Origin of the sequence: Mucilaginibacter sp. 22184 (genome assembly GCF_052045695.1) — a bacterium.
In the GTDB taxonomy this organism is placed as follows: domain Bacteria; phylum Bacteroidota; class Bacteroidia; order Sphingobacteriales; family Sphingobacteriaceae; genus Mucilaginibacter.
The window spans coordinates 1-21,452 of sequence record NZ_JBQEPI010000014.1 but is presented as its reverse complement, the minus strand read 5'-3'; the positions used below and the strand labels follow the sequence as shown (position 1 = coordinate 21,452).

Sequence of the window (21,452 nt, the reverse complement as noted above, 5' to 3'; positions counted from 1 at the left end):
TTTAAAATACTTAAGCAGGGGTAGCTTAAAAATTATCTGTCATTTTATTGGGAATTTTCTCCGAAGCATAAAGATTGTTAAGTATGAAATAAACCAGCAAAGATGTGCTTTGCTGTACAGAGTTCTCGCTGGTATTGATATAAAGATCCGCATCATACGGTACATCAAACCTATCATTGATACCTGTTAAGTTCTGCAATTTGTTGGGGTGCCCTTCGGGCAAAAGCGCTCTTTGGTAAAGGCCCTTAGTATCGCGGCTGATGAGTTTATTAACCGGGCAATCAACATGCACTATATTTACATCCTCATACCTGTCAACCAATTCGCGCCTTACATCGTCATACGGGTTTATAGCGCTGATAATGGTAACAATACCCTGTGCTGAGAAACGGCTGGCTACAAATCCCAGTCGCCTGATATTTTCACTCCTGTCGGCTCTTGAAAATCCAAGATCTCTACAGATTTCCTGTCGATATTCATCGCCATCAATAATTTCGATCTTTATTCCAAGCTCTGTTAATTCGGCAGCAACATTTTTTGCCAATGTTGTTTTGCCGGCTCCTGAAAGGCCGCAAAATAAAAGTATCATAGCAGTTAATTAAGTTAAACACCATTCTGCGAAAGTCTTGCAGGACACTTTCTGAACGTGAACTTATAAAATAACTTACGCGTTACGCCGCAACCGATTGTAAAAGATTATTTACAATCAGGTACATCACTTTCTTCTGGAGATAATTTGGTGATATCTAAACTTCACGGAAGCCACTTTAAAGCCCCTTTTTGATCAAATTCTGATCACTACGTGCAACAACATTCAACTGATACACCTAACAAAAATGTTACGTGTTTAAACCCTGCTAAAAACAACAAGCTATAATTTAATGAAGAATTTTAAACATCAGTTCTTTCATCAATTCGCCATGCGGGGCATTTGATTCCACACCTTTGCTTTTCAGGTCATACTCGCGCAGATAGCTGATGATCTGCATGGTTTTTGGATAATTATAATTACGACCGGCCTGTTCATAATCCTTTACAAAAAAGGGGTTTACACCCAATTCGCGGGCCAGGTTTTGCTGCGATTTATCTTTCACGTAATGATAGGCCAGTACCTTACTAAAATAATTATTCAGGTTACCCAGCACCAGTACAATAGGGTTGGCTTTGGGGTTAGCCTCAAAATAATTGATGATCTGGTTAACTTTATAGGCATCTTTTTTACTCAGGGCTGCTTGCAGCTCAAATACATTATACTCTTTGCTGATACCAATATTATCCTGGATATGCTTAAGCGTGATCTCCTGGCCGGCAGCCACATTCAGCATCAGTTTTTCGAGCTCATTGGCAATTTTCGACAGATCATTACCCAGGTATTCCGAAAGCATGGCCGATGCCTGCGAGTTGATCTTATAGCCTTTATCGCTAATATAACCTTCTATCCAGGCAGGTATCTTATTATCATATAAAGGGGCCGATTCAAAAATGATCCCTTTTTTTTCGATGGCCTTATATGTTTTTTTTCGCTTATCAAATTTTCCGTACTTGTAACAAAATACCAGAATGGTACTCGGCAAGGGATTTTCAAGATAGCTCAATACCGGATCGATGCCTTTTTTGCTGTCGTCATCCTTACCCCACTTCATCTCCTGCGCCTCCTTTACCAATACAATCTGGTAATCGGCCATCATTGGATAGCGCTTGGCAGCGTTAAGCACCGTCATCATATCGGTATCCTTACCATATACCACGGTTTGGTTAAACCCTTTTTCTGCTTCGGGCAGAAGACTATGTTCAATATAATTGCTTACAAGATCAATAAAATAGGGTTCTTCGCCATGCAACAGATACAGGGGTTTATATTTACGGTTTTTAAGATCTTTCAATAACTCTGCTGCGGACATCTCTTTTAATATCAAAATTCAAAAGTAAAAATTCAAAACCGGTATAGTGTAAAAATCAAAGCTAAAAATCCCTTTTAATTTAATTCTCCTTGTGCTTGCCCTTTTTTACTTTTGATTTTTTTGCGGAATAAAAGTATTTCTCATTTTGGCGTTCAAGAGTGCTTTGCAATTTTTACTTTTGAATTTTGACTTTTGAATTTAACGAATGGATCTGCTGCAGCCGCTTAATCTTCCGCCATACCCTTTTAAGATCACCGATCATAACGGCCAGCTCAGCTTATTTGATGAGATCCGAAAGAAAAACATCATCATTACCCCCGAAGAATGGGTGCGCCAGCATTTTGTACAATATCTTATTAAACACAAAAACTACCCGCGCGCACTGATCAAACTGGAAGGAGGAATGAAACTTAACGGTCTTCAAAAACGTACCGACATTGTTGTATTTAATGCCGAAGGTAAAAGGATACTTATTGTAGAATGTAAGGCCCCTTCAATAACCATTGATCAGAAAACTTTTGACCAGATAGCCCGGTATAATATGGTGCACCAGGTATCATTATTAGCGGTAAGTAATGGCTTGCAGCATTATTATTGCCAGATTGATCACATCAGCAAAAAATACCTGTTTTTAGAGAATATGCCCGCTTATACCGGAACTGTTTAACCCAGGAAGGCTTATCAGGTTTTGGATTTTTTCCAGCAATTCGTCGGGTTTAAATGGCTTTGACACATAGTCGTTCATCCCTACTCTAAACACTCTATCCTTTATGTCAACCAGTGCCGATGCTGTAAGCGCGATGATGGGTATCCTGGCCTTTTTAGGGTCGGCCATTTTCCTGATTTCCCGGGCGGCATCAAAGCCATTCATCACCGGCATTTGCAGATCCATCAGTATAATATCAAAGTTGCCGTATTGCATAAACTCAACCGCACGTTCACCATTTTCGGCAATAGTGGGTATTATTTTCCATTTCAACAGCAATTTCTTCATCAGCATAACATTTACCATATTATCCTCAGCAATAAGTACCTTTATGCTTCGTAAGCCCTCTTCCTCGGCTATTTCGGCTTGTTTGGCTACATTTTCGGCAACCACTTCTGTTGATACCGAAAGCTCCATATTAAATAAAAACTCTGACCCTATACCAATTTTACTGATCACCTCAATGTGGGTTCCTTGTAGTTCAAGCAGGCGTTTTACAATGGCCAAACCCAAACCGGTACCCTCATACTCACGTGTAGCAGCTAATGATTCCTGGGTAAAGGGCTCAAATATATTTTTCAGGCTACTTTCCTGAATGCCTATGCCGGTGTCTTTTACAGAAAACCTAACGATAAGATTATTATGCCGATCTTCCAGACAGGCTACATTAACCCACACATCACCTTTTGGGGTAAATTTTATAGCGTTATTAACCAGATTAAAAACCACCTGAGTAATACGTGTAGGGTCACCAAAAAAAACTTTATTCTTTAAAACATTGTCAACCGTAAGGGTAAACTGCAAACCTTTTTCATGCGCTTTCAACATCTGCCCGCCACATATGTTATACATCAGTTCAACCAGATCAAACTTCACATTTTCCAACACCAGCTTGCCCGATTCAATTTTGTTAAAGTCGAGCACATCATTAACGATGGCCAGTAGGTTATTTGCCGAAAATTTTAATATTTCCAGGTTTTCCTTTTGCTCAGGCCTTGGGCTGCCCATCATCAACAGGTTGCTCATTCCGATCACCGCGTTCAGCGGTGTGCGGATCTCATGCGACATGGTTGATAAAAACTCCGATTGGGCATGTGCTGATTTTTCGGCCTTCTCAATAGCCTTTTCTAATTTTTGATTGAGAGCTTTTTGTTCATGGGCGCTTGCCTTCAATTGCTTCAGATTCTTTATAAACGCATTATATAGGTGGCTATGAATAAAAATGAGTATAATAAAATTGGCAAACAGACTGATCACAATAGTTACCTGGTCTATCTTATCGGGCTTTACGCGTATCACATAGCTATAATTACGCTCAATAAATAAAAAAAGCAATATGGGTACCGTATTCAACAGGGAGTAAATCAACCCCCATTTTTGCCCCAGCATATAATAACTAAATACAATGACGATAATAACCACCTGCACCGTAACTATATTGATGCTTTGCAACGATATATATACGATACTCACATTGAGCAAAGTGCCCACAATGAGTAAGGCATGTGATATGGCGAGCCAGTTAGGTTTGTACGTTAAGGCTTTAAAAAGTACAGCGATGCTGAGCATTAAAAACAAGCAAGTGTAGGCCAGCATCATTTGTCCCTGGAAATAAACACTGGTTAATAAGGCAGCCGAAGCCACAAACACCAGAAAAAACCCATAATATAATAAACGTATACGTGCCTGATCAAGAACGGATTGTTCCCTTGAAATGATCTTGTAGATAGATAAGTTAAAAAAACTTGCTTTTGGGCACATATTCGGGCAGCAAACATTTTAGTAACGCGGTAAGCCAATCGAGGTAGTATCGTTTTAGCTTACCGCTGTTTGCAGCGAACTTTTATATGCAATTAATCAGCCAAATCGTCAAGTGCTTTTTGGATAATCTGTAGTTTGGCTTCTGCGTCGGCTTTTTTTCGTTTTTCAATTTCAATAATTTCGGGTTTGGCGTTGCTCATAAAACGCTCATTATTGAGCTTTGCATTTACCAATTTTAAGAATCCCAAAAGATAATCTTTTTCTTTTTCCAGGCGGGCACGCTCGGCTACAGGGTCTATTTCCTCTTTAAATGGAACATAAAACTCATCTGTTGAAGCTAAAAAGCTGATAGCCCCATTTACTTTATCCGCAACTTCCGAAAACTGGCTTATATTTCCAAGCCGGGCTATAATGGCCTGGTACTCCAGATAATTTATACCAGAGTTGGCTTTTACAAAAAGTTCAAGCGGTTCTTTGTCCGCTATCTGTTTTGTTTTACGGGTATTACGTATTGCCGCGATAACTTCTTTTACTATTTCTACATCGGCCAATAGCCGTGCATTAATTTCCCCAATAATTGGCAATTGCGCAACAATACAACAGTCATTTTCTGTACGTTCGCCAAACAGCTCATCATGCCATAGCTCTTCGGTAAGGAAAGGCATAAAAGGATGCAAAACCTTTAATATATTTTCAAAGAATTGTATGGTAGCAGTATAAGTAGCCCGATCAATAGGATGCTGATACACCGGTTTGATCATTTCCAGGTACCATGCGCAAAAATCGTCCCATACCAATTTGTAGGTATCCATTAAAGCTTCCGACAAACGGTATTGCGCAAAGTTATCTTCTATCTGGCCCAATGCCTGGTCAAAGCGGTTGCCAAACCACTCAATAGCGATGGTGTTGGGGTTGGCAAGGGTATCATCAACTTCCCAGCCTTTTACCAGTTTAAATGCGTTCCATATCTTATTGGCGAAACCGCTGCCTTGTTTGCAGTAGCTTTCGTCGAACATCAGATCGTTACCAGCAGGCGAGCAAAGGAGCATACCCACACGTACACCATCGGCACCGTAAGTATCGATCAAGTCAAGCGGATTCGGCGAATTACCTAATGACTTAGACATTTTACGGCCCAATTTATCTCTTACTATACCGGTAAGGTACACATTTTTAAATGGCACTTCTCCCCTAAACTCGTGCCCCGCCATGATCATCCTGGCCACCCAGAAGAAAAGGATCTCGGGCGCAGTTACCAGGTCGTTGGTTGGATAATAATAGTTGATATCGGCATTGTTGGGGTCTTTAAATCCACCGAATACCGATATAGGCCATAACCATGATGAAAACCAGGTATCAACCACGTCGGGGTCCTGAGTTAAGTCTTCAGCCTTAAGTTCAGGGTTTTGAGTCTTGAGCTTGGCTTCAACTAATGCTTCCTCGGCATTTTTGGCGATAACAAATTCGCCGTTTGGTAAATACCATGCCGGAATCTGCTGTCCCCACCATAACTGGCGGCTGATGTTCCAATCCCTTACATTCTCCATCCAATGGCGATAGGTATTGATAAACTTATCGGGGATCAATTTGATCTCGCCGTTCAGTACATAGTCCAATGCGGGTTTTGCCATCTCGGCCATTTTGCAGAACCACTGCATAGATAATTTGGGCTCGATAACCGCGTCTGTCCGTTCCGAAAAACCGATCTGCGATTTATAATCCTCTACTTTTTCCAACGCGCCGGCTTCTTCCAGCAACACGGCTATTTTTTTACGGGCCGCAAAACGGTCAACGCCAACTAATATCTGGGCTTTGTCGTTCAGGGTACCGTCATCATTTAAAATATCAATAACAGGCAGGTTATGACGCTGACCCAGTTCATAGTCATTCAGGTCATGTGCCGGGGTAACTTTTAAACAGCCGGTACCAAAATCCATGGTCACGTATTCATCCAGGATAACCGGTATCTCGCGGTTGATCAGCGGGATAAATACCTTTTTACCATGCAGATGCACATACCGTTCATCATTGGGGTTGATACAGATAGCTGAATCCGCCATAATGGTTTCCGGACGGGTGGTAGCGATGGTGAGGTAGTTCGAAGTCTGAAGTTTGGAGTCTAAAGCCGAATCTTGGACTTCAGACTTCGGACTTGAGACTGCATACCGTATATAATACAGTTTCTGATTTACTTCCTTACGGATAACTTCCTCGTCAGATACTGCTGTTTTACTCTGCGGATCCCAGTTTACCATGCGGATGCCACGGTAGATAAGGCCTTTTTTATGTAGATGGATAAACGTATCTATTACCGCTTCGGACAAATCCTCGTCCATGGTAAATTTGGTACGGTCCCAATCGCAGGAGGCACCTAATTTTTTAAGCTGCTCCAGGATAATGCCGCCATATTTTTCTTTCCATTCCCAGGCATAAGCTAAAAACTCGGGTCGGGTAAGATCGGCTTTGCTGATGCCCCGCTCTTTGAGCATGGCTACAACTTTAGCTTCTGTAGCAATACTGGCATGGTCGGTTCCGGGAACCCAGCAGGCATTTTTGCCTTTCATACGGGCACGGCGAACCAATACATCCTGTATGGTATTATTCAGCATATGTCCCATGTGCAGAACCCCGGTAACATTGGGCGGCGGAATGACTATGGTATAAGGCTCGCGCTCATCGGGCACCGATTTAAAAAAATCGTGCTTTAACCAATAACTATACCACTTCTCTTCGGTTTCTTTAGGCAAATATGTTTTAGCAATACTCATAACGCGCAAAAATAGGGATTTGCCCGCTTAGTTCATAGCCGATAGTTTACGGATTCCAAAAGCATTTTTGGCGTTGATCCAGGCCCCTCCGTTTTTTTGCCGCGACAAGTTTTTCGCATCAAACAAAAGTTATAAAATTCAAACGCTTTCAACTTTTTAAAGCTTTAATTTTAACAATTTTCTGCTCAAAATCAGATGAAAAACCGATCAAAACAGCTTAAATTCTCATCAAAATCATCCATTTTAACACTTTTTAACAAATTTTTGATGGGTTTTAAAACTTTAAAAAGTATAAAATAACTGGCTTTCAAATAGCTACATACCAAATAGTCGGTTTTTATTCCTTTTTCAGAGACACAGAATTATGCTTTTCAAACAGAGCAGAATACCAGATCGGCTTACTTAAATATACAGAAATTATTTGAGCCCTGCAACGGGCTTACTTCCCAGATACAATAAAATGTCAATAAGCTAAATTACTCCGTAGGAGTTAAAGCTTTGTAGTAAACAAAAACAAGCATTGGGCATGCCGTAGGTATGCAACGGACGTGCAGTACCTATGGCACTGTTTTAAAACCGAATTTTTTCTACAAAGCTTTAACCCCGATGGGGTTGTCTGATTTTGCACGGCAGCCTTACTCTCCCTTCCCATCCTTGCTCTTTGTTCCTCCCATCCTTACTCATCTTCCCTTCATCACAATAATTTTACAATTGCTGCGTTTTTAAATACGACAACCGTAAATAGCCATGAAATCAATGGATCTGCACCGCTTTTGGCTTGATATTCTAAAAAAATCCAAGCTTTCCTTTTTCATTAACTGGTTTAACCGCTAAGCATTTTCTATCAGCTGGTTTGTGCATATCTGCTACAAATCATTAACTTTAATTTTTAACATTTAACATGAAATTAAAGTTGTCTTACGTGATGCTGGCGGGTGCATTAGCCCTGTCGGCCAACAGTTTTGCTGCCGATGGCGGTACATCTCCCAAACCAAAACATAAACCTGCCGTCCCCAAAAAGTTTATCGATCCGGCCAATATGGATCTGAGCGTAAAACCCGGTGATGATTTTTTTGATTACGCCAACGGTAACTGGATCAAACAAAACGCTATACCCGCCAAAGAAACCCGCTGGGGCAGCTTCAATATCCTGCGCCAGGAAAATACCGATAAATTGCTGGGCCTGCTTGCCGAGGTAAGCAAAACATCCGCCTCACAGCCCAAAGGCAGCTTAAGGCAGCGTGTTGGCGATCTGTATGCCAGCGGTATGGATAGCCTGGCTATCGAAAAACGCGGTTATGACCCCATAAAACCCGATCTGCAGCGCATCGACCAGATCAGCAACCTCGATGGGGTAATCGGCGAGATGACCTATCAGCGTGTTAATGGCGAGGGTAGCCCGCTTTTCAGATTCGGCGTTGGCCAGGACGAGAAAAATGTGAACAAATACGTAGTAGGCTTTAACCAGGGCGGTACCAGTTTACCCGATCGCGATTATTACCTCAAATCCGATGCCCGCACCAAAACCATCCAGGACGCCTACAAAAAATACATCGTAGCACTATTTACCCTAACCGGTACCAGCAACGAAGATGCCGTTAAAAATGCCGACGTTATTTTTGGCCTGGAAACCACGCTGGCCAAAGCGCAACTGAGCCGCGTGGCCATGCGCGACCCTAACGTTACCTACAACAAATTTTCTGTTGATGGTTTCAGCAAGATCACCCCGCACTTAAACTGGAACACCCTGTTGCCGCAGCTAAAAGCCAGTGGTCAGGATACGGTTTTGGTTGGTCAGCCGGGATTTTTTAAAGCGGCCGACTCGCTGTTGGTAGCCGCCCCTGTTGATAGCTGGAAAGTTTATCTTAAATGGAGCATTCTTAAAGGCGCGTCATCATCATTAAGTTCGCCTTTTGTAAATGCTACTTTTGATTTCAGCAAGGTATTAACCGGCCAAAAAGTACAAACCCCACGTACCGAACGCATGAGCGGCCTGGTTGATGGCAGCATTGGCGAATTGCTGGGACAGCTTTTTGTAGAGAAATACTTTACACCGGCTGCCAAGCAGTACATGATTAACCTGGTGAACAACCTGAAAGGTACCCTGGGCGACCGTATTAAACGCCTGGAATGGATGAGCCCCGAAACCAAAGAGCGCGCGCTTAAAAAACTGGCCGCCTTCACCGTAAAAATAGGTTACCCAGATAAATGGGAGCTGTATGAGGGCCTGGTTATCGACCGTAATGATTATGCCGCTAACCTGAAAGCATTATCTATATGGCGCTACAACTTTAACCTGAGCCGCCTGGGCAAACCGGTTGACAAAACCCGCTGGGGTATGACGCCGCCAACCGTAAACGCGTATTATAACCCAACCAATAACGAGATCGTTTTCCCGGCAGGTATCCTGCAATTCCCTTTCTTTGATTTTAAGGCCGATGATGCCATTAATTACGGTGGTATAGGCGCGGTGATAGGACACGAAATGACCCACGGTTTTGACGATCAGGGTCGGCAGTATGATGCCGACGGTACCCTGCGCGACTGGTGGACAAAAGCCGATGCTGATAAATTTAAAGTACGTGCCAACCAGGTAGTGGAACAATACAATGCATTTACCGTGGTTGATACCCTGCATGTTAACGGCAAGTTGACCCTTGGCGAAAACCTGGCCGATCTGGGTGGTTTAAATATCGCTTACGAAGCCTACAAAAAAACCAAACAAGGTCAGGAAAATAAGAAGATAGACGGCTTTACGGCCGATCAGCGTTTCTTTTTATCATGGGCACAGGTATGGCGCAGCAGGCAGCGTCCCGAGTCGGCAGCACAACGCATCCTCACCGATCCGCATTCGCCAGAGCAGTTCCGCACCAACGCGCCACTCACCAATATCGACGCCTGGTACAAAGCCTTCAACGTACAACCCGGCGACAAGATGTACAAGAAACCGGAAGACCGGATTAAGGTTTGGTAGTTTGGGTAGTGAGTAGTGATATAAAACAAAAAGTCCGGTTTTACCGGACTTTTTGTTTTATATCACCTTTTCCTTTTCTCCGTCAGCAGATAAGCTTCGGGCGAAAGCGGGCAGAACAATGGTTGCCCGTGCGGCTGCGGGGCATAGCAAGTTTTTGCTTAAGCGCGGGGAGATGCGGGAACGAAGTAGGGCAAAATAATTGCAGCCCTGGTTCTGGCTGATTTGCAGGGCAAAGGCTATGAGCGCAAAGAAGCATTTCTGCTGAAAGCCTTTTGGTTACTTTGTGGCTACAAAGTAACAGCCTTAGCGGCAATTGAGCGCTCTACGACATGCCTCACGAATAAACCCCTCCCTACCCTCCCGGGGGAGGGAATCACACCTGGCCACGCTTTCAGCTTGTTGTCAATTTTAAGCTCTGTTTTGTAACTTTAACATACCAAGTCACCCATATTATGGACAACCTTACAAGAGTTTACAGAATGTCATTTGCGGGCGTTTATCCGCACTACATCCAAAAAGCCGAAAGAAAAGGCCGCACCAAGGCCGAGGTAGATGAGATCATATTCTGGCTCACCGGGTACAATCAACAAACACTGCAGCAACACCTGGACAACAAAACCGATTTTGAAAACTTTTTTGCCCAGGCACCGCAAATTAATCCGAATGTATCCAAGATTACAGGTATGATCTGCGGGTACCGGGTAGAAGAAATTGAAGACAAACTGATGCAGCAAGTTCGCTATTTAGATAAGTTAGTTGATGAACTGGCGAAGGGGAAAGCAATGGAGAAGATCTTGAGGAAGTAGGGTTTTGCCAATTATTGAATTATTGATTTCTGAACCATGATTTTTAGGATTAAAGGATTACCATGATTTATGCACACACCATCTAACAGGTTTGTCATCCTGAAGAACGAAGGATCTACTCTTAAACACGCATATCGTTTAAAAGATGCTTCACTCCGTTCAGCATGACAAACATATTGTAAGAAATTCTTTATCTTCTTTTCCCCGCCAGCAGATAAGCTTCGGGCGAAAGCGGGTAGAACGATGGTGGGTAGTGCGCCTGTAAGGGCATTGCGAACCTTACCTGAAGCGCGGGATAATAAGCGAACGAAGTAGCGGTAAGGTTTAGCAGCCCGTGGTTCTGCCCGGTTTGCAGGGCTAAGGCCTTGTGCGGCAAAGAAGCATTTCTGCTGAAGCCTTTTTGGTTACTTTTGTGGCGACATACGGCGAAGCCTTCTTGAGTACCAAAAAAAACAAACCACAACGAAAAACGTGACTGGCCTTCCCGCGGCCAAGAGCGGGTATACACCATGCCCCACGAATAAACCCCTCCCTACCCTCCCCGAGGGAGGGAATCGCACCGGGCCCACGCTTTTTTAAACCTTCTATTTTACCCGGAAAAGGCTTAAAACATCTGAAATACTGCATATTCCATCGTTTTCATAGTATTAATATTTACAAGGTGCAAACATTACAACCAACCGAAAGCATTATCTTTGTAGTATAATATGATTATCCAACAGTTCTATGATAAGGGTCTGGCGCATGCATCATACGCCGTGATCCGTACAGGTAAAATGATCGTTATTGATCCGGCACGTAATCCCCAACCCTATTACGACTTTGCCCGTCAGCATGATGCCGATATTGTGGGCGTTATTGAAACGCACCCACATGCCGATTTTGTGAGCTCGCATCTGGAAATTCACCAGGCCACCAATGCCGTAATTTATTGCAGCAAACTCACCGGCGCCATTTATCCGCATGAAACTTTTGACGATGGCGATGTTATAAAGCTTAACGATATCAAATTAAAAGCCATCAATACCCCTGGTCACTCGCCCGATTCCATTTGTATTTTGCTGGAAGACGAAAATGGTAAGGACACGGCGATTTTTACCGGCGATACGCTGTTTGTAGGCGATGTAGGCCGACCAGACCTGCGTGAGAACGTGGGCAACATTACCGCCAAGAAAGAAGAACTGGCTAAACAAATGTACCAGAGCACCCGCCATAAACTCATGACGCTGCCTAAAAGCGTGGTGGTTTATCCGGCGCATGGCCCTGGCTCGTTATGCGGTAAAAACATGAGTCCGGATCTGGAAAGCACTATCGGTCGCGAACTGCGCGAAAACTATGCACTGCAACTGATGGACGAACTGACCTTTGTTAAAACCCTCACAACCGATCAGCCTTTTACGCCCAAATATTTTGGTTATGATGTTGATCTGAATAAGAACGGTGCCCCGCTGTTACAGCAAAGCATCGATGCTATTGCCAGGATCAATGCCGAAACCGCTCTTGGAAAAGATATACTGGTGATTGACGCGCGCCCGAAACAACAGTTCAGGAGCGGTCATCTCCAGGGCGCTATTAACCTGCAGGATGGCGAAAAATTTGAAACCTGGCTGGGTTCGATATTAAGCCCCAATGAAGCTTTTTACCTGATAGCTGAAAGCGAAGACAGTCTGAATATCCTCATTAAAAAAGCGGCCAAAATAGGCTACGAAAAAAATATCAAAGCAGCATTACTGGCTCCGGCCCGTGCTTCTGAAATATCGGCCACGCTTGACCTGGACGATTTCAGGACCAATCCCCAAAACTATCATATTGTGGATGTACGCAACTATGGCGAGGTAAATGATGGCAAGGTATTTAAAGACTCCATCACCATACCCCTGCCCGAACTGCGCGAGCGCATTAGCGAAATACCAACCGACAAACCCATCGTGATCCATTGCGCTGCCGGTTACCGCTCTGCCGCGGCAGCCAGCATTGTTGCCGCTCAAATACGCAAGGTACCGGTTTATGACCTGGGCGAGGTGATTGTGGAGTTTGCATAGAGGAGTTCATAGTTGATGGTTCATAGATCATGGCTTTCGAACGTCGTTATAGCTAATGATCATTCATCACATAGAAACTAATAGCTGCAAAACCCAAACCCATGATCTATCAACTATGAACCATGAACTACAAATAGTAACTACTGCCGATGGCTCTAAAACCATCTACAACGCACAGGTAGGCGAGCATTACCACTCGCGGCATGGTGCTTTGCAGGAGAGTTTACATGTGTTTGTAAATGCCGGTCTGGATTATTTTTTAGCCCAAAGCGGAGCCCAGGAAGCCAGCATCCTGGAAGTTGGCTTTGGTACCGGACTTAATTTTTTACTGAGTGCGGCTTACTGTACTAATCATCAAATTAAGCTTCAATATACCGGAATCGAAGCTTACCCGCTTACAGCCGAAATGATGTCGCAAACAGGTTATGAGCAATACATTCCCACCGCTTTATGGGATACCTATCTGCAACAATACCCCGATGCCTTAAAAAATGAGGTAAATACAGATGCCCATACTAAATTGCAGGTAGCGCATTGCCAACTGATGGATTTTACCACGATCCAACTATACGACATCATATACTTTGATGCCTTTGCAGCCGTGCATCAGCCCGAAATGTGGGAACTGCCTGCCATAAGTCATGTAAGCAGCTTTTTAAAACCCGGCGGTGTATTTGTAACCTACGCCATCACCGGTAACCTCAAAAGGATGCTCAAAAGTTTGGGTTTCAGTATCCAAAAAATACCCGGCGCCCCCGGCAAACGCGAAATGTTGAGGGCGATTAGGGAGTTGTGAGTGATGAGTAGTGAGTTTGTCTGAATCAGAATTAACATAATTTTAAAATTTTCAGAATTTGCTTAACGCGCTGTCCGAAATCTCTGACTTCGAACAGCATATTAATTTACTTTCTTATCTTGATTCCTGATTCTTATTTCTTGCTTCCCAAAACCCTTATCTTTGCGGCATAAAAAACTAAACATATGCCTTTACAAGCACCAGCTACCGCCAATACCCCTGCCACCGGATTTGAACGCCTGCTCCATATTATGGACGATCTGAGGGCCAACTGCCCCTGGGACAAAAAGCAAACGCTGGAAAGCCTGCGGCACCTTACCATAGAAGAAACCTACGAACTGAGCGATGCCATTTTAAGTGCAGACATGCCCGAAATAAAAAAAGAGCTGGGCGATATTATGCTTCACCTGGTTTTTTATGCCAAAATAGCTTCCGAAACCAATGATTTTACCATTACCGATGTGCTCAACAGTGTATGCGAAAAGCTCATTAACCGGCACCCGCACATTTATGGTGATGTAGAGGTGCAAAACGAAGAGGACGTAAAACGCAACTGGGAACAGATTAAACTGAAAGAAGGCAACAAATCGGTACTGGGTGGTGTACCCGCTTCGTTACCGGCCCTGGTAAAAGCATCGCGCATACAGGAAAAAGCACGCGGCGTAGGATTTGATTGGGAAGAGAAAAGCCAGGTATGGGCCAAGGTGGAAGAAGAGATGCAGGAGTTCAAAAATGAATTTAACGCCGAGGATGAAAGCACCATCGACCATGAAAAAGCCGAAGGCGAATTTGGCGACTTGCTATTCTCGCTCATCAATTATGCCCGTTTTATCAATATCAACCCAGAGAACGCGCTGGAAAAAACAAATAAAAAATTCATCAAACGCTTTCAGTATCTGGAACTTAAAGCCAAAGAAAACGGCAAACAACTACAGGACATGACCCTGGCCGAGATGGATGTATTTTGGGATGAGGCAAAAAAGTTATAAAAACTTTTAACCCTGGTGTATCGTTTTAATAAATCGCCCCGTAATGGTAAAAAAGATGAAGATTATGAAGCGAAATTTATTTTTATTATTGCCATTATTTGCATTGATAGTTTTAGGCGAAGCCTGTTCAACTAAAAACGATCCAATTCCTGCGCCAACACCGCCATTTGGCACTTTTAGCGGAACTTTCAAGCTACTTGTAAGAAAAGCAAACAGCTCTGCTTATGATACAGTAAAAAAAGACCCATTGTTTTCTGTAACACTAAGACAGCCAAACTTATTTACTGTAACCAGGTCTACTTCTACCATACATGCGCTAAGCAGAGGAAGCTTTCAATATAATGGTCAGCTTATAGGTTTTACTGATAGTACTTATGTGCCGGGGCCTCAACCATTAACCCGTTTGATCGGTGTATATCAAGTGGGGGTTAATGCGACACGACTTCAGTTTATACGCCCAAATAACAATTCAACACAGGATTCTGTCTGGTTTTATGATCTTTATAAAGCCGCAAACTAGTTATTGTTTTAATTTCAAGGTTGCCTCTTTACAGAGGTAGCCTTTTATTATTAACATCTGCCTATATGGATAGTAAAGATCAGTAGTATTCAGAACACTACTGATCTTTTAGCTATTGAGGGCAAAAATTGATCATTTAAAAAATATTATTTTTACATGTATCAATAAGGCACCTTATTACGTAAGGCACTATAGATCAACAACAAAAATTTATAGGCGGAATTAAATATATTTAATGCATTCACCCCCTCGCATTACTGAAGAAGAGATCATCAGCCAATGCAAAACAGGCAGCTTAAAGTACCAGGAAATGCTGTATAAGCAATTCTATGGCTATGCTATGGGTATAAGTTTGCGTTACAGTTTAAACCGGGACGATGCATTAGAAGCTGTAAATGACGCCTTTATAAAGGTTTTCAATGCCATACACAGTTATCACGTTGATAAACCCTTTAAAGCCTGGTTACGCACCATAGTGGTTAATACCGCTATTGACCGCAGGCGTAAAGACCTTAAATTTCAGCTTAATGTTGATCTGGATAATGCTGCTCCCCTTAGCAGCAATGTGGGCACAGTTGATAATTTAAATGTGCAGGATATTTTAAAACTGATGAATGAGCTGCCTGCAATTCAGCTTACCATCTTTAATTTATACGAGATAGACGGATACAATCACGACGAAATTGCAAACATGCTCGCTATTCCGGTAAGCTCATCAAGGGTTTATCTGAGCCGGGCAAAAGAAAGATTAAGAAAAATGTTAAGAAAAGAGACACAAAACCATGGATGAGCAGTTGGATAACGACTTAACCAACCGCATCAGGGAGGTGTTTGATAATTTTGACGACGCCTCGTTTCCTTCTGCTGATGAAGGTTGGTTACTGCTCAGGGAAAAATTTCCTGAAATGGAAAAGAAACGTCCGGTTGCCAGGTTATGGTGGGCAAGCGCGGCGGCTGGTATGCTGCTATTTTTAAGCATTGGTTTTTGGATGATCGGTAAAAAACAGCCTGCGGATACTACGCTGGCCGTAAAACCTGTAAAAAAATCAACAGAACAAATTACAACCGCAGATAGCGCTGTATCATTAGCTACAACAAAAGCTCCGGCTGATAAACATAACACTCCTGATGCTGGTGCAGCCCCTTTAGCCGCAACAAAAAAACCTGCCCACGAAGCAACGATTAATAAACCAACTCCTGCCATACCGGGAGCGCAAACAAATCAGGTGCCTGCTTATGCTAAAACTACTACTACAAACCAGCCTTTGCCGGCTACCACTTATACTCAGGTTGCTCCTGTTATCAAATCCAAACCAACTGTTGACAGCACTAAAAACGTCATCAGCAAAGCAAACGCGCAGCAATACGCAGCTGCCGCCAAAAGCTCAAATACAATTATTACCGATCCAATTAAAAAAGCAAAGCCGGCTGACAGTGTAAAAACGGTGATAGCCAAAGCCAACACGCAACAGCCTCCTGTAACGTCTCCGGCTGCGACCAAAGGTTCTATCATGCTTAATCAGCAACCCACACAGTCACCTAAAAAAGGTATGGAAGCGCTGTTTGCCCAGGAACAGGCCCAACAACCGCAAAAAAACAAACAGGATTATGAGGTAGATAAAAAAGTACGTTTTGGCGTATACGCAGCAACATTTTTTAACTACGCTAAAGGCAGCCGTAACCAGGTGAACGCGGGCGCGGGTGTTACTTCTGATATCAGGCTGAGTAAAAATTTAAAACTGTCAACAGGGGTGATGCTGGCTCAAAATACGTTAAGTTATAATGGAAGTACGCCGCCCACTTCAAGCCTTGATGCCCTGGCTAAGACACCGCAGGCCTTTGCACCTTATGATAAGGAAAGTTTATTTACCGCCAACTCGTCGTTCCCGGTGCTTAAAAACTACAATGCCAGCTTAGTTGGTTTGGATATCCCGGTAAACCTCAAATATGAATTTAACCCGCAAAAAACCGACGCCTATATTTCGGCAGGTCTAAGCTCGGGTACATTTATCAACGAGGCTTATACTTCGGTGTATGGTTATTCGGCCGGGGCTTCTACCCAAACAACAGAAGATGTAAGCCGCAAAAGCTTCAACAGTTTCTATTTTGCCAAAATGCTCAACGTATCTTTCGGTATAGGTACCCCTGTGGGTAAAGGCAACCGTTTGATCATCGAGCCATTCTTAAAATACCCTATTGATGGCCTCGGTTCACAACAGATCCAATTCGGTTCGGCAGGTTTAAATTTGAAATTTAATTTTACAGGGAAGAAGTAAGATTTAGTATCAAGTAGCAGAGGTGGTATCAAGTAGCTAGTATCAAGTATCAAGATTGATTTTACTGGGTTGGTTATCGAATACTGCTATTAAAAAGTCGTGATACTTGATACTAGCTACTTGATACTAATCTTAAAATTCCTACTTAAACCTGATAGCTTTTACCGGTGATATTTTGCTTACCAGCATAGATGGGATGAAGAGCACTAACAGGCAAATAACCAGCGTACCTAAATTGAGCAGGAAAATATCGCCGAAAGTAAACTCCACGGGTACAAAGGTCATGTAATATGATGCCTGGTCGAGCTTAAAAAAGTGGGTTTGCTGCTGAAAGAAACCCAGGCCCAGGCCCAGCGCGTTACCCAGTAACAACCCTAAGCCAATAAGATAAGTGGCATTAAACAAAAACACCTTTTGTATATTCCAGTTGGTGGCACCCATGGCCTTAAACATGCCTATCATAGAGGTGCGTTCCAGGATCATGATAAGCAATGCCGATATCATATTGATCACCGCTACAATCACCATCAGCACCAGCATCACTACAGAGTTTACATCTAGCAGGTTGAGCCATTCAAATATGGCAGGATAATCCTCGCCTACCGTGTAGGAGCGTAGTTTTACAGGCAGTATCTCATCCAGGCGGTTGGCGGCATAGTCAACCTGGTTAAAATCTGATACGTGCAATTCATACTCTCCAATTTCGCCGGGCTTCCAGTCGTTAAGTCTATTGATCAGTGATAAGGAGCCGATGACAAAAGTTTTATCCACCTCTTCCACCCCGATACTAAATATCCCCTTTATTTTAAACTGTCGCTTACGCAATGGCTCCTGCACAAAATACATCAGCAGTTTATCGCCCACCTTTAATTTGAGGCGGTTTGCCGTAGTTTGCGATAGCATGATCTCTTTTTGAGCTTCTACCGAGTCGGTAAAGTTGATCACATCACCGGCTATCATGGTTTTCTTAAAATAGCTCCAATCGTAGTTTTTATCCACGCCTTTCAGTACTACCCCTTCTATTTCATTATTCGCCTTAATAATACCCGGTTTGGTAGCAAAAGGCATTATCCTGGTGATGAACGGGCTTTTCATCGCCCGACCTTCAAATTTAGGGTCGGCAAGGAAAGGGGAGCTTTCGTACGAGCTGTTCAGATCAAATTTCACTACCCTGATGTCGCCGGCAAAACCACGGATCTTTTCACGGATCTCGCGTTTAAAGCCTTTCACAATGGCCAGCGATAGTATCATCACTCCCAAACCCAGCATAATACCAATAATGGCAATGCGCACAATCAGCTTTGAAAAGGTGCGTTTTGACTTAAAAGTTATCCGGGCTGATATAAAAGAGGCGAAACTCAATGCAGAATGATTTTTTGTACCTTCGCAAATATGCGGTTTTGCTGCTAAACCTGCTACTTTAAAAATTGTTTAAACATAATATTTTATGCTACGAACACGTATTTTACTGCAATGTGCTTTTATAATGGTTTTATGGGCAAATACGGCATGCGGTAGCCCAGCTGCCTGCACCGGCTGCGACTCTGCAAAAACTAAACCCAACGAAGAAATAATCACTGGAATAATCACTGGCGCCGACCAGGTTCCGCTGTATATTAACTATCTTAAAGGAAAAAATATTGGGATGGTAGTAAATCAAACTTCTGTTATTGGCAAAAATTTAAAGTCGAGCGTAGATAGTTTGCTGCATGCCGGTATTACCATAAAAAAGGTATTCGGCCCCGAACATGGTTTTAGGGGGAATGCCAGCAACGGCGCCAGCGTAAGCGATGATGTTGATACCAAAACAGGTTTGCCGGTGATATCCCTTTATGGCAACAAACACTATAAACCTACAGCGGAGGACCTAAAGGGTATCGACCTGATGATATTTGACCTTCAAGATGTGGGCGTTCGTTTCTACACCTACATATCAACCCTGCACTACGTAATGGAGGCCTGTGCCGAAAACAATATCGAGCTCATGATTCTGGACAGGCCCAATCCTAACGGCTACCTGATTGATGGCCCCATACTGGATACAGCCAATGTGCCCCGCGTCTTTGTAGCCATGCACCCCATCCCCATCAGTCACGGCATGACCATTGCCGAATATGCCCAAATGATCAACGGCGAAGGCTGGTTAAAGGATGGCATCAAGTGCAAATTAAAGGTCATTAAGGTAGCCAATTACAAACACGCTTTACCTTACAGGTTACCGGTAAATCCGTCGCCAAATTTAAATACCGATCAATCCATCATCCTGTATCCAAGCGTATGTTTGTTTGAAGGCACTACATTTAGCCTGGGTCGCGGTACATTTTTTCCTTTCCTGGAGGTAGGTCATCCTTTGTTAAAAGGGAAATATACATTTTCGTTCACCCCGGTAAGTATTAAGGGCATGAGCGAAGATCCGCCGCAGAAAGACAAAGAATGTTTTGGGGTGGACTTAAAAGAACGGAGTACAGATATGATCCGCAAGAAAGGGCGGCTTGATCTATCGTTACTGATGGAGCTATACAAAGCGTTTCCAGATAAAGCGCATTTTTTTAACGCCTATTTTACCAAACTGGCCGGCACTCCCGAATTACGGAAGCAGATTGAGGCAGGGAAAAGTGAAGAGGAGATCCGCAAAAGCTGGGAACCCGGACTAAACAAATTTAAAACCGTAAGGCGCAAATATTTATTATACGAATAAGATAGTATCAAGTAATTAGTATCAAGTATCAAGACTTTTTAAAACAAAGTTCAATAACCATACTGGCAAAATCTTGATACTTGATACTAACTACTTGATACCCCAAAAAAAGAATAGCATGAGAATTGTATTTATGGGTACCCCCGAGTTTGCCGTTGCATCGTTAGATGAGTTGATTAAGGCAGGCAGCAATATTGTTGGTGTAGTTACCGCACCGGATAAACCGGCGGGTCGCGGACAAAAGGTAAGCGAATCGGCAGTGAAACAATATGCGGTAGCCAACGGACTGAAAGTATTGCAACCTGAAAAATTGAAAAACCCTGAGTTTTTGGCCGAGCTGAAAGCGCTCAACGCCGATTTGCAAGTGGTTGTAGCCTTCCGGATGCTACCCGAGGTAGTTTGGGCCATGCCACCAAAAGGTACTATTAATTTACATGCATCACTTCTACCCCAATACCGCGGTGCGGCCCCTATCAACTGGGTGCTCATCAACGGCGAAAAGGAAAGCGGCGCCACCACATTTTTCCTCAAGCATGAAATTGATACCGGCGATGTGCTGTTTACCGAAAAGGTAACCCTGAACGGTCACGAAACGGCCGGTATGCTGCACGACTGGCTCATGAACAAGGGCGCAGGTTTGCTGGTAAAAACCGTAAAAGCGGTGGAAAGCGGTCGTTACCACGAGCACCCGCAAACCGCCTTGCTCACCGGCGAAGAGCTGAAGCATGCGCCAAAAATTTTCAAAGAAGATTGCCTTATCGACTGGACACAACCAGCTCAAAGCATCTATAACAAGATACGCGGGCTCAGTCCTATCCCTACCGCTTATACCGAGCTTAACGGCAAAGTTTTAAAGATATACGGTTCCGAACTACAAGAGCAAGAACCCGCCATACAACCGGGCGGTTTTCTTACCGATAATAAAACCTACCTGAAATTTGCCGCAAAAGATGGCTTTATCAGTGTTACCGATATTCAGATGGAAGGCAAAAAACGCATGGGTATTGAAGATTTTTTGAGGGGGATGAGGTTGTAAAAGGGAGATTTTATAACTGGTTAAGTTTTGCTCCGATGGAGCAAAGATTTGAATTATTTTTTTCTACAAAGCTTTAGCCCCTACTGGGCTATTTTATCTTAAATCATTTATTTCTGTTCCAGAGGAACAAAAGATTTTTTTTCTACAAAGCTTTAGCCCCTACTGGGCTATTTTATCTT

General features: G+C 43.2%; 17 protein-coding genes. 11 read left to right on the top strand and 6 right to left on the bottom strand.

Going from position 1 to position 21,452, the window contains the following annotated elements; genetic code table 11:
- Positions 1 to 25: 25 nt before the first annotated feature.
- Together cysC and holA are read right to left on the bottom strand one after the other, a co-directional pair.
- Positions 26 to 589 (bottom strand): adenylyl-sulfate kinase, encoded by a 564-nt coding sequence (cysC, locus tag ACTJKG_RS25410; RefSeq protein ID WP_172336268.1) that lies wholly within the window; start codon positions 587 to 589, stop codon positions 26 to 28.
- 289 nt (positions 590 to 878) lie between these two features.
- Positions 879 to 1,901, bottom strand: a complete 1,023-nt coding sequence (gene holA, locus ACTJKG_RS25405) for a DNA polymerase III subunit delta (protein WP_172336269.1) — start codon at positions 1,899 to 1,901, stop codon at positions 879 to 881.
- Between the two features lie 205 nt (positions 1,902 to 2,106).
- Here holA and ACTJKG_RS25400 point away from each other — a divergent pair, with 205 nt between their 5' ends.
- Positions 2,107 to 2,568, top strand: a complete 462-nt coding sequence (locus ACTJKG_RS25400; RefSeq protein ID WP_440740750.1) for a type I restriction enzyme HsdR N-terminal domain-containing protein — start codon at positions 2,107 to 2,109, stop codon at positions 2,566 to 2,568.
- On the opposite strand, the gene ACTJKG_RS25395 is transcribed toward ACTJKG_RS25400, so the two are convergent.
- Positions 2,533 to 4,368 (bottom strand): ATP-binding protein, encoded by a 1,836-nt coding sequence (locus tag ACTJKG_RS25395; protein ID WP_440740749.1) that lies wholly within the window; start codon positions 4,366 to 4,368, stop codon positions 2,533 to 2,535. The two genes, ACTJKG_RS25400 and ACTJKG_RS25395, sit on opposite strands and share 36 nt — an antisense overlap.
- A 92-nt stretch (positions 4,369 to 4,460) precedes the next feature.
- Positions 4,461 to 7,136, bottom strand: coding sequence for a valine--tRNA ligase (locus ACTJKG_RS25390; RefSeq protein ID WP_440740748.1), 2,676 nt, complete (start codon positions 7,134 to 7,136; stop codon positions 4,461 to 4,463).
- A gap of 901 nt (positions 7,137 to 8,037) precedes the next feature.
- Here ACTJKG_RS25390 and ACTJKG_RS25385 point away from each other — a divergent pair.
- Together ACTJKG_RS25385 and ACTJKG_RS25380 are read left to right on the top strand one after the other, a co-directional pair.
- Positions 8,038 to 10,110, top strand: a complete 2,073-nt coding sequence (locus ACTJKG_RS25385) for a M13 family metallopeptidase (protein ID WP_440740747.1) — start codon at positions 8,038 to 8,040, stop codon at positions 10,108 to 10,110.
- 452 nt (positions 10,111 to 10,562) lie between these two features.
- Positions 10,563 to 10,916 (top strand): DUF2200 domain-containing protein, encoded by a 354-nt coding sequence (locus ACTJKG_RS25380; protein WP_172336274.1) that lies wholly within the window; start codon positions 10,563 to 10,565, stop codon positions 10,914 to 10,916.
- Between the two features lie 190 nt (positions 10,917 to 11,106).
- On the opposite strand, the gene ACTJKG_RS25375 is transcribed toward ACTJKG_RS25380, so the two are convergent.
- Positions 11,107 to 11,427, bottom strand: a complete 321-nt coding sequence (locus tag ACTJKG_RS25375) for a hypothetical protein (protein ID WP_440740746.1) — start codon at positions 11,425 to 11,427, stop codon at positions 11,107 to 11,109.
- Between the two features lie 196 nt (positions 11,428 to 11,623).
- Here ACTJKG_RS25375 and ACTJKG_RS25370 point away from each other — a divergent pair, with 196 nt between their 5' ends.
- From ACTJKG_RS25370 to ACTJKG_RS25345, 6 genes are all read left to right on the top strand, one after another.
- Positions 11,624 to 12,958, top strand: coding sequence for a rhodanese-like domain-containing protein (locus tag ACTJKG_RS25370; protein ID WP_172336276.1), 1,335 nt, complete (start codon positions 11,624 to 11,626; stop codon positions 12,956 to 12,958).
- A 115-nt stretch (positions 12,959 to 13,073) separates the two neighbouring features.
- Positions 13,074 to 13,754, top strand: a complete 681-nt coding sequence (gene mnmD / locus ACTJKG_RS25365) for a tRNA (5-methylaminomethyl-2-thiouridine)(34)-methyltransferase MnmD (protein WP_172336277.1) — start codon at positions 13,074 to 13,076, stop codon at positions 13,752 to 13,754.
- 185 nt (positions 13,755 to 13,939) lie between these two features.
- The gene (mazG, locus tag ACTJKG_RS25360; protein ID WP_440740745.1) at positions 13,940 to 14,743 is read left to right on the top strand and encodes a nucleoside triphosphate pyrophosphohydrolase; all 804 of its coding nucleotides are present in this window, start codon (positions 13,940 to 13,942) and stop codon (positions 14,741 to 14,743) included.
- Positions 14,744 to 14,786: 43 nt separating this feature from the next.
- Entirely contained in the window at positions 14,787 to 15,263 is a 477-nt protein-coding gene (locus ACTJKG_RS25355; protein WP_440740744.1) for a hypothetical protein, read from the top strand.
- Positions 15,264 to 15,498: 235 nt separating this feature from the next.
- Positions 15,499 to 16,053, top strand: a complete 555-nt coding sequence (locus tag ACTJKG_RS25350; RefSeq protein WP_440740743.1) for an RNA polymerase sigma factor — start codon at positions 15,499 to 15,501, stop codon at positions 16,051 to 16,053.
- Positions 16,046 to 17,539 carry an outer membrane beta-barrel protein gene (locus ACTJKG_RS25345; RefSeq protein WP_172336281.1) on the top strand — a complete coding sequence of 498 codons (1,494 nt, stop codon included), beginning with the start codon at positions 16,046 to 16,048 and terminating at the stop codon, positions 17,537 to 17,539. Before ACTJKG_RS25350 ends, ACTJKG_RS25345 begins: the two co-directional genes overlap by 8 nt.
- Before the next feature lie 141 nt (positions 17,540 to 17,680).
- Here ACTJKG_RS25345 and ACTJKG_RS25340 read toward each other — a convergent pair whose 3' ends face one another.
- Positions 17,681 to 18,901 carry an ABC transporter permease gene (locus ACTJKG_RS25340; protein WP_440740742.1) on the bottom strand — a complete coding sequence of 407 codons (1,221 nt, stop codon included), beginning with the start codon at positions 18,899 to 18,901 and terminating at the stop codon, positions 17,681 to 17,683.
- 85 nt (positions 18,902 to 18,986) lie between these two features.
- Here ACTJKG_RS25340 and ACTJKG_RS25335 point away from each other — a divergent pair, with 85 nt between their 5' ends.
- Complete coding sequence (locus ACTJKG_RS25335; RefSeq protein ID WP_440740741.1) at positions 18,987 to 20,237, top strand: exo-beta-N-acetylmuramidase NamZ family protein; 1,251 nt, start codon at positions 18,987 to 18,989, stop codon at positions 20,235 to 20,237.
- Positions 20,238 to 20,355: 118 nt separating this feature from the next.
- A complete protein-coding gene (gene fmt / locus ACTJKG_RS25330) occupies positions 20,356 to 21,273 on the top strand; it encodes a methionyl-tRNA formyltransferase (RefSeq protein WP_440740740.1) in 918 nt (305 codons plus the stop codon).
- The last annotated feature ends 179 nt before the right edge of the window (positions 21,274 to 21,452 follow it).

What these genes read in the sequence shown, in the direction of transcription:
- cysC (WP_172336268.1), bottom strand. Translation starts at nt 589, where the DNA reads ATGATACTTTTATTTTGCGGCCTTTCAGGAGCCGGCAAAACAACATTG.
- holA (WP_172336269.1), bottom strand. Translation starts at nt 1,901, where the DNA reads ATGTCCGCAGCAGAGTTATTGAAAGATCTTAAAAACCGTAAATATAAA.
- ACTJKG_RS25400 (WP_440740750.1), top strand. Translation starts at nt 2,107, where the DNA reads ATGGATCTGCTGCAGCCGCTTAATCTTCCGCCATACCCTTTTAAGATC.
- ACTJKG_RS25395 (WP_440740749.1), bottom strand. Translation starts at nt 4,368, where the DNA reads ATGTGCCCAAAAGCAAGTTTTTTTAACTTATCTATCTACAAGATCATT.
- ACTJKG_RS25390 (WP_440740748.1), bottom strand. Translation starts at nt 7,136, where the DNA reads ATGAGTATTGCTAAAACATATTTGCCTAAAGAAACCGAAGAGAAGTGG.
- ACTJKG_RS25385 (WP_440740747.1), top strand. Translation starts at nt 8,038, where the DNA reads ATGAAATTAAAGTTGTCTTACGTGATGCTGGCGGGTGCATTAGCCCTG.
- ACTJKG_RS25380 (WP_172336274.1), top strand. Translation starts at nt 10,563, where the DNA reads ATGGACAACCTTACAAGAGTTTACAGAATGTCATTTGCGGGCGTTTAT.
- ACTJKG_RS25375 (WP_440740746.1), bottom strand. Translation starts at nt 11,427, where the DNA reads ATGGTGTATACCCGCTCTTGGCCGCGGGAAGGCCAGTCACGTTTTTCG.
- ACTJKG_RS25370 (WP_172336276.1), top strand. Translation starts at nt 11,624, where the DNA reads ATGATTATCCAACAGTTCTATGATAAGGGTCTGGCGCATGCATCATAC.
- mnmD (WP_172336277.1), top strand. Translation starts at nt 13,074, where the DNA reads ATGAACCATGAACTACAAATAGTAACTACTGCCGATGGCTCTAAAACC.
- mazG (WP_440740745.1), top strand. Translation starts at nt 13,940, where the DNA reads ATGCCTTTACAAGCACCAGCTACCGCCAATACCCCTGCCACCGGATTT.
- ACTJKG_RS25355 (WP_440740744.1), top strand. Translation starts at nt 14,787, where the DNA reads ATGGTAAAAAAGATGAAGATTATGAAGCGAAATTTATTTTTATTATTG.
- ACTJKG_RS25350 (WP_440740743.1), top strand. Translation starts at nt 15,499, where the DNA reads ATGCATTCACCCCCTCGCATTACTGAAGAAGAGATCATCAGCCAATGC.
- ACTJKG_RS25345 (WP_172336281.1), top strand. Translation starts at nt 16,046, where the DNA reads ATGGATGAGCAGTTGGATAACGACTTAACCAACCGCATCAGGGAGGTG.
- ACTJKG_RS25335 (WP_440740741.1), top strand. Translation starts at nt 18,987, where the DNA reads ATGCTACGAACACGTATTTTACTGCAATGTGCTTTTATAATGGTTTTA.
- fmt (WP_440740740.1), top strand. Translation starts at nt 20,356, where the DNA reads ATGAGAATTGTATTTATGGGTACCCCCGAGTTTGCCGTTGCATCGTTA.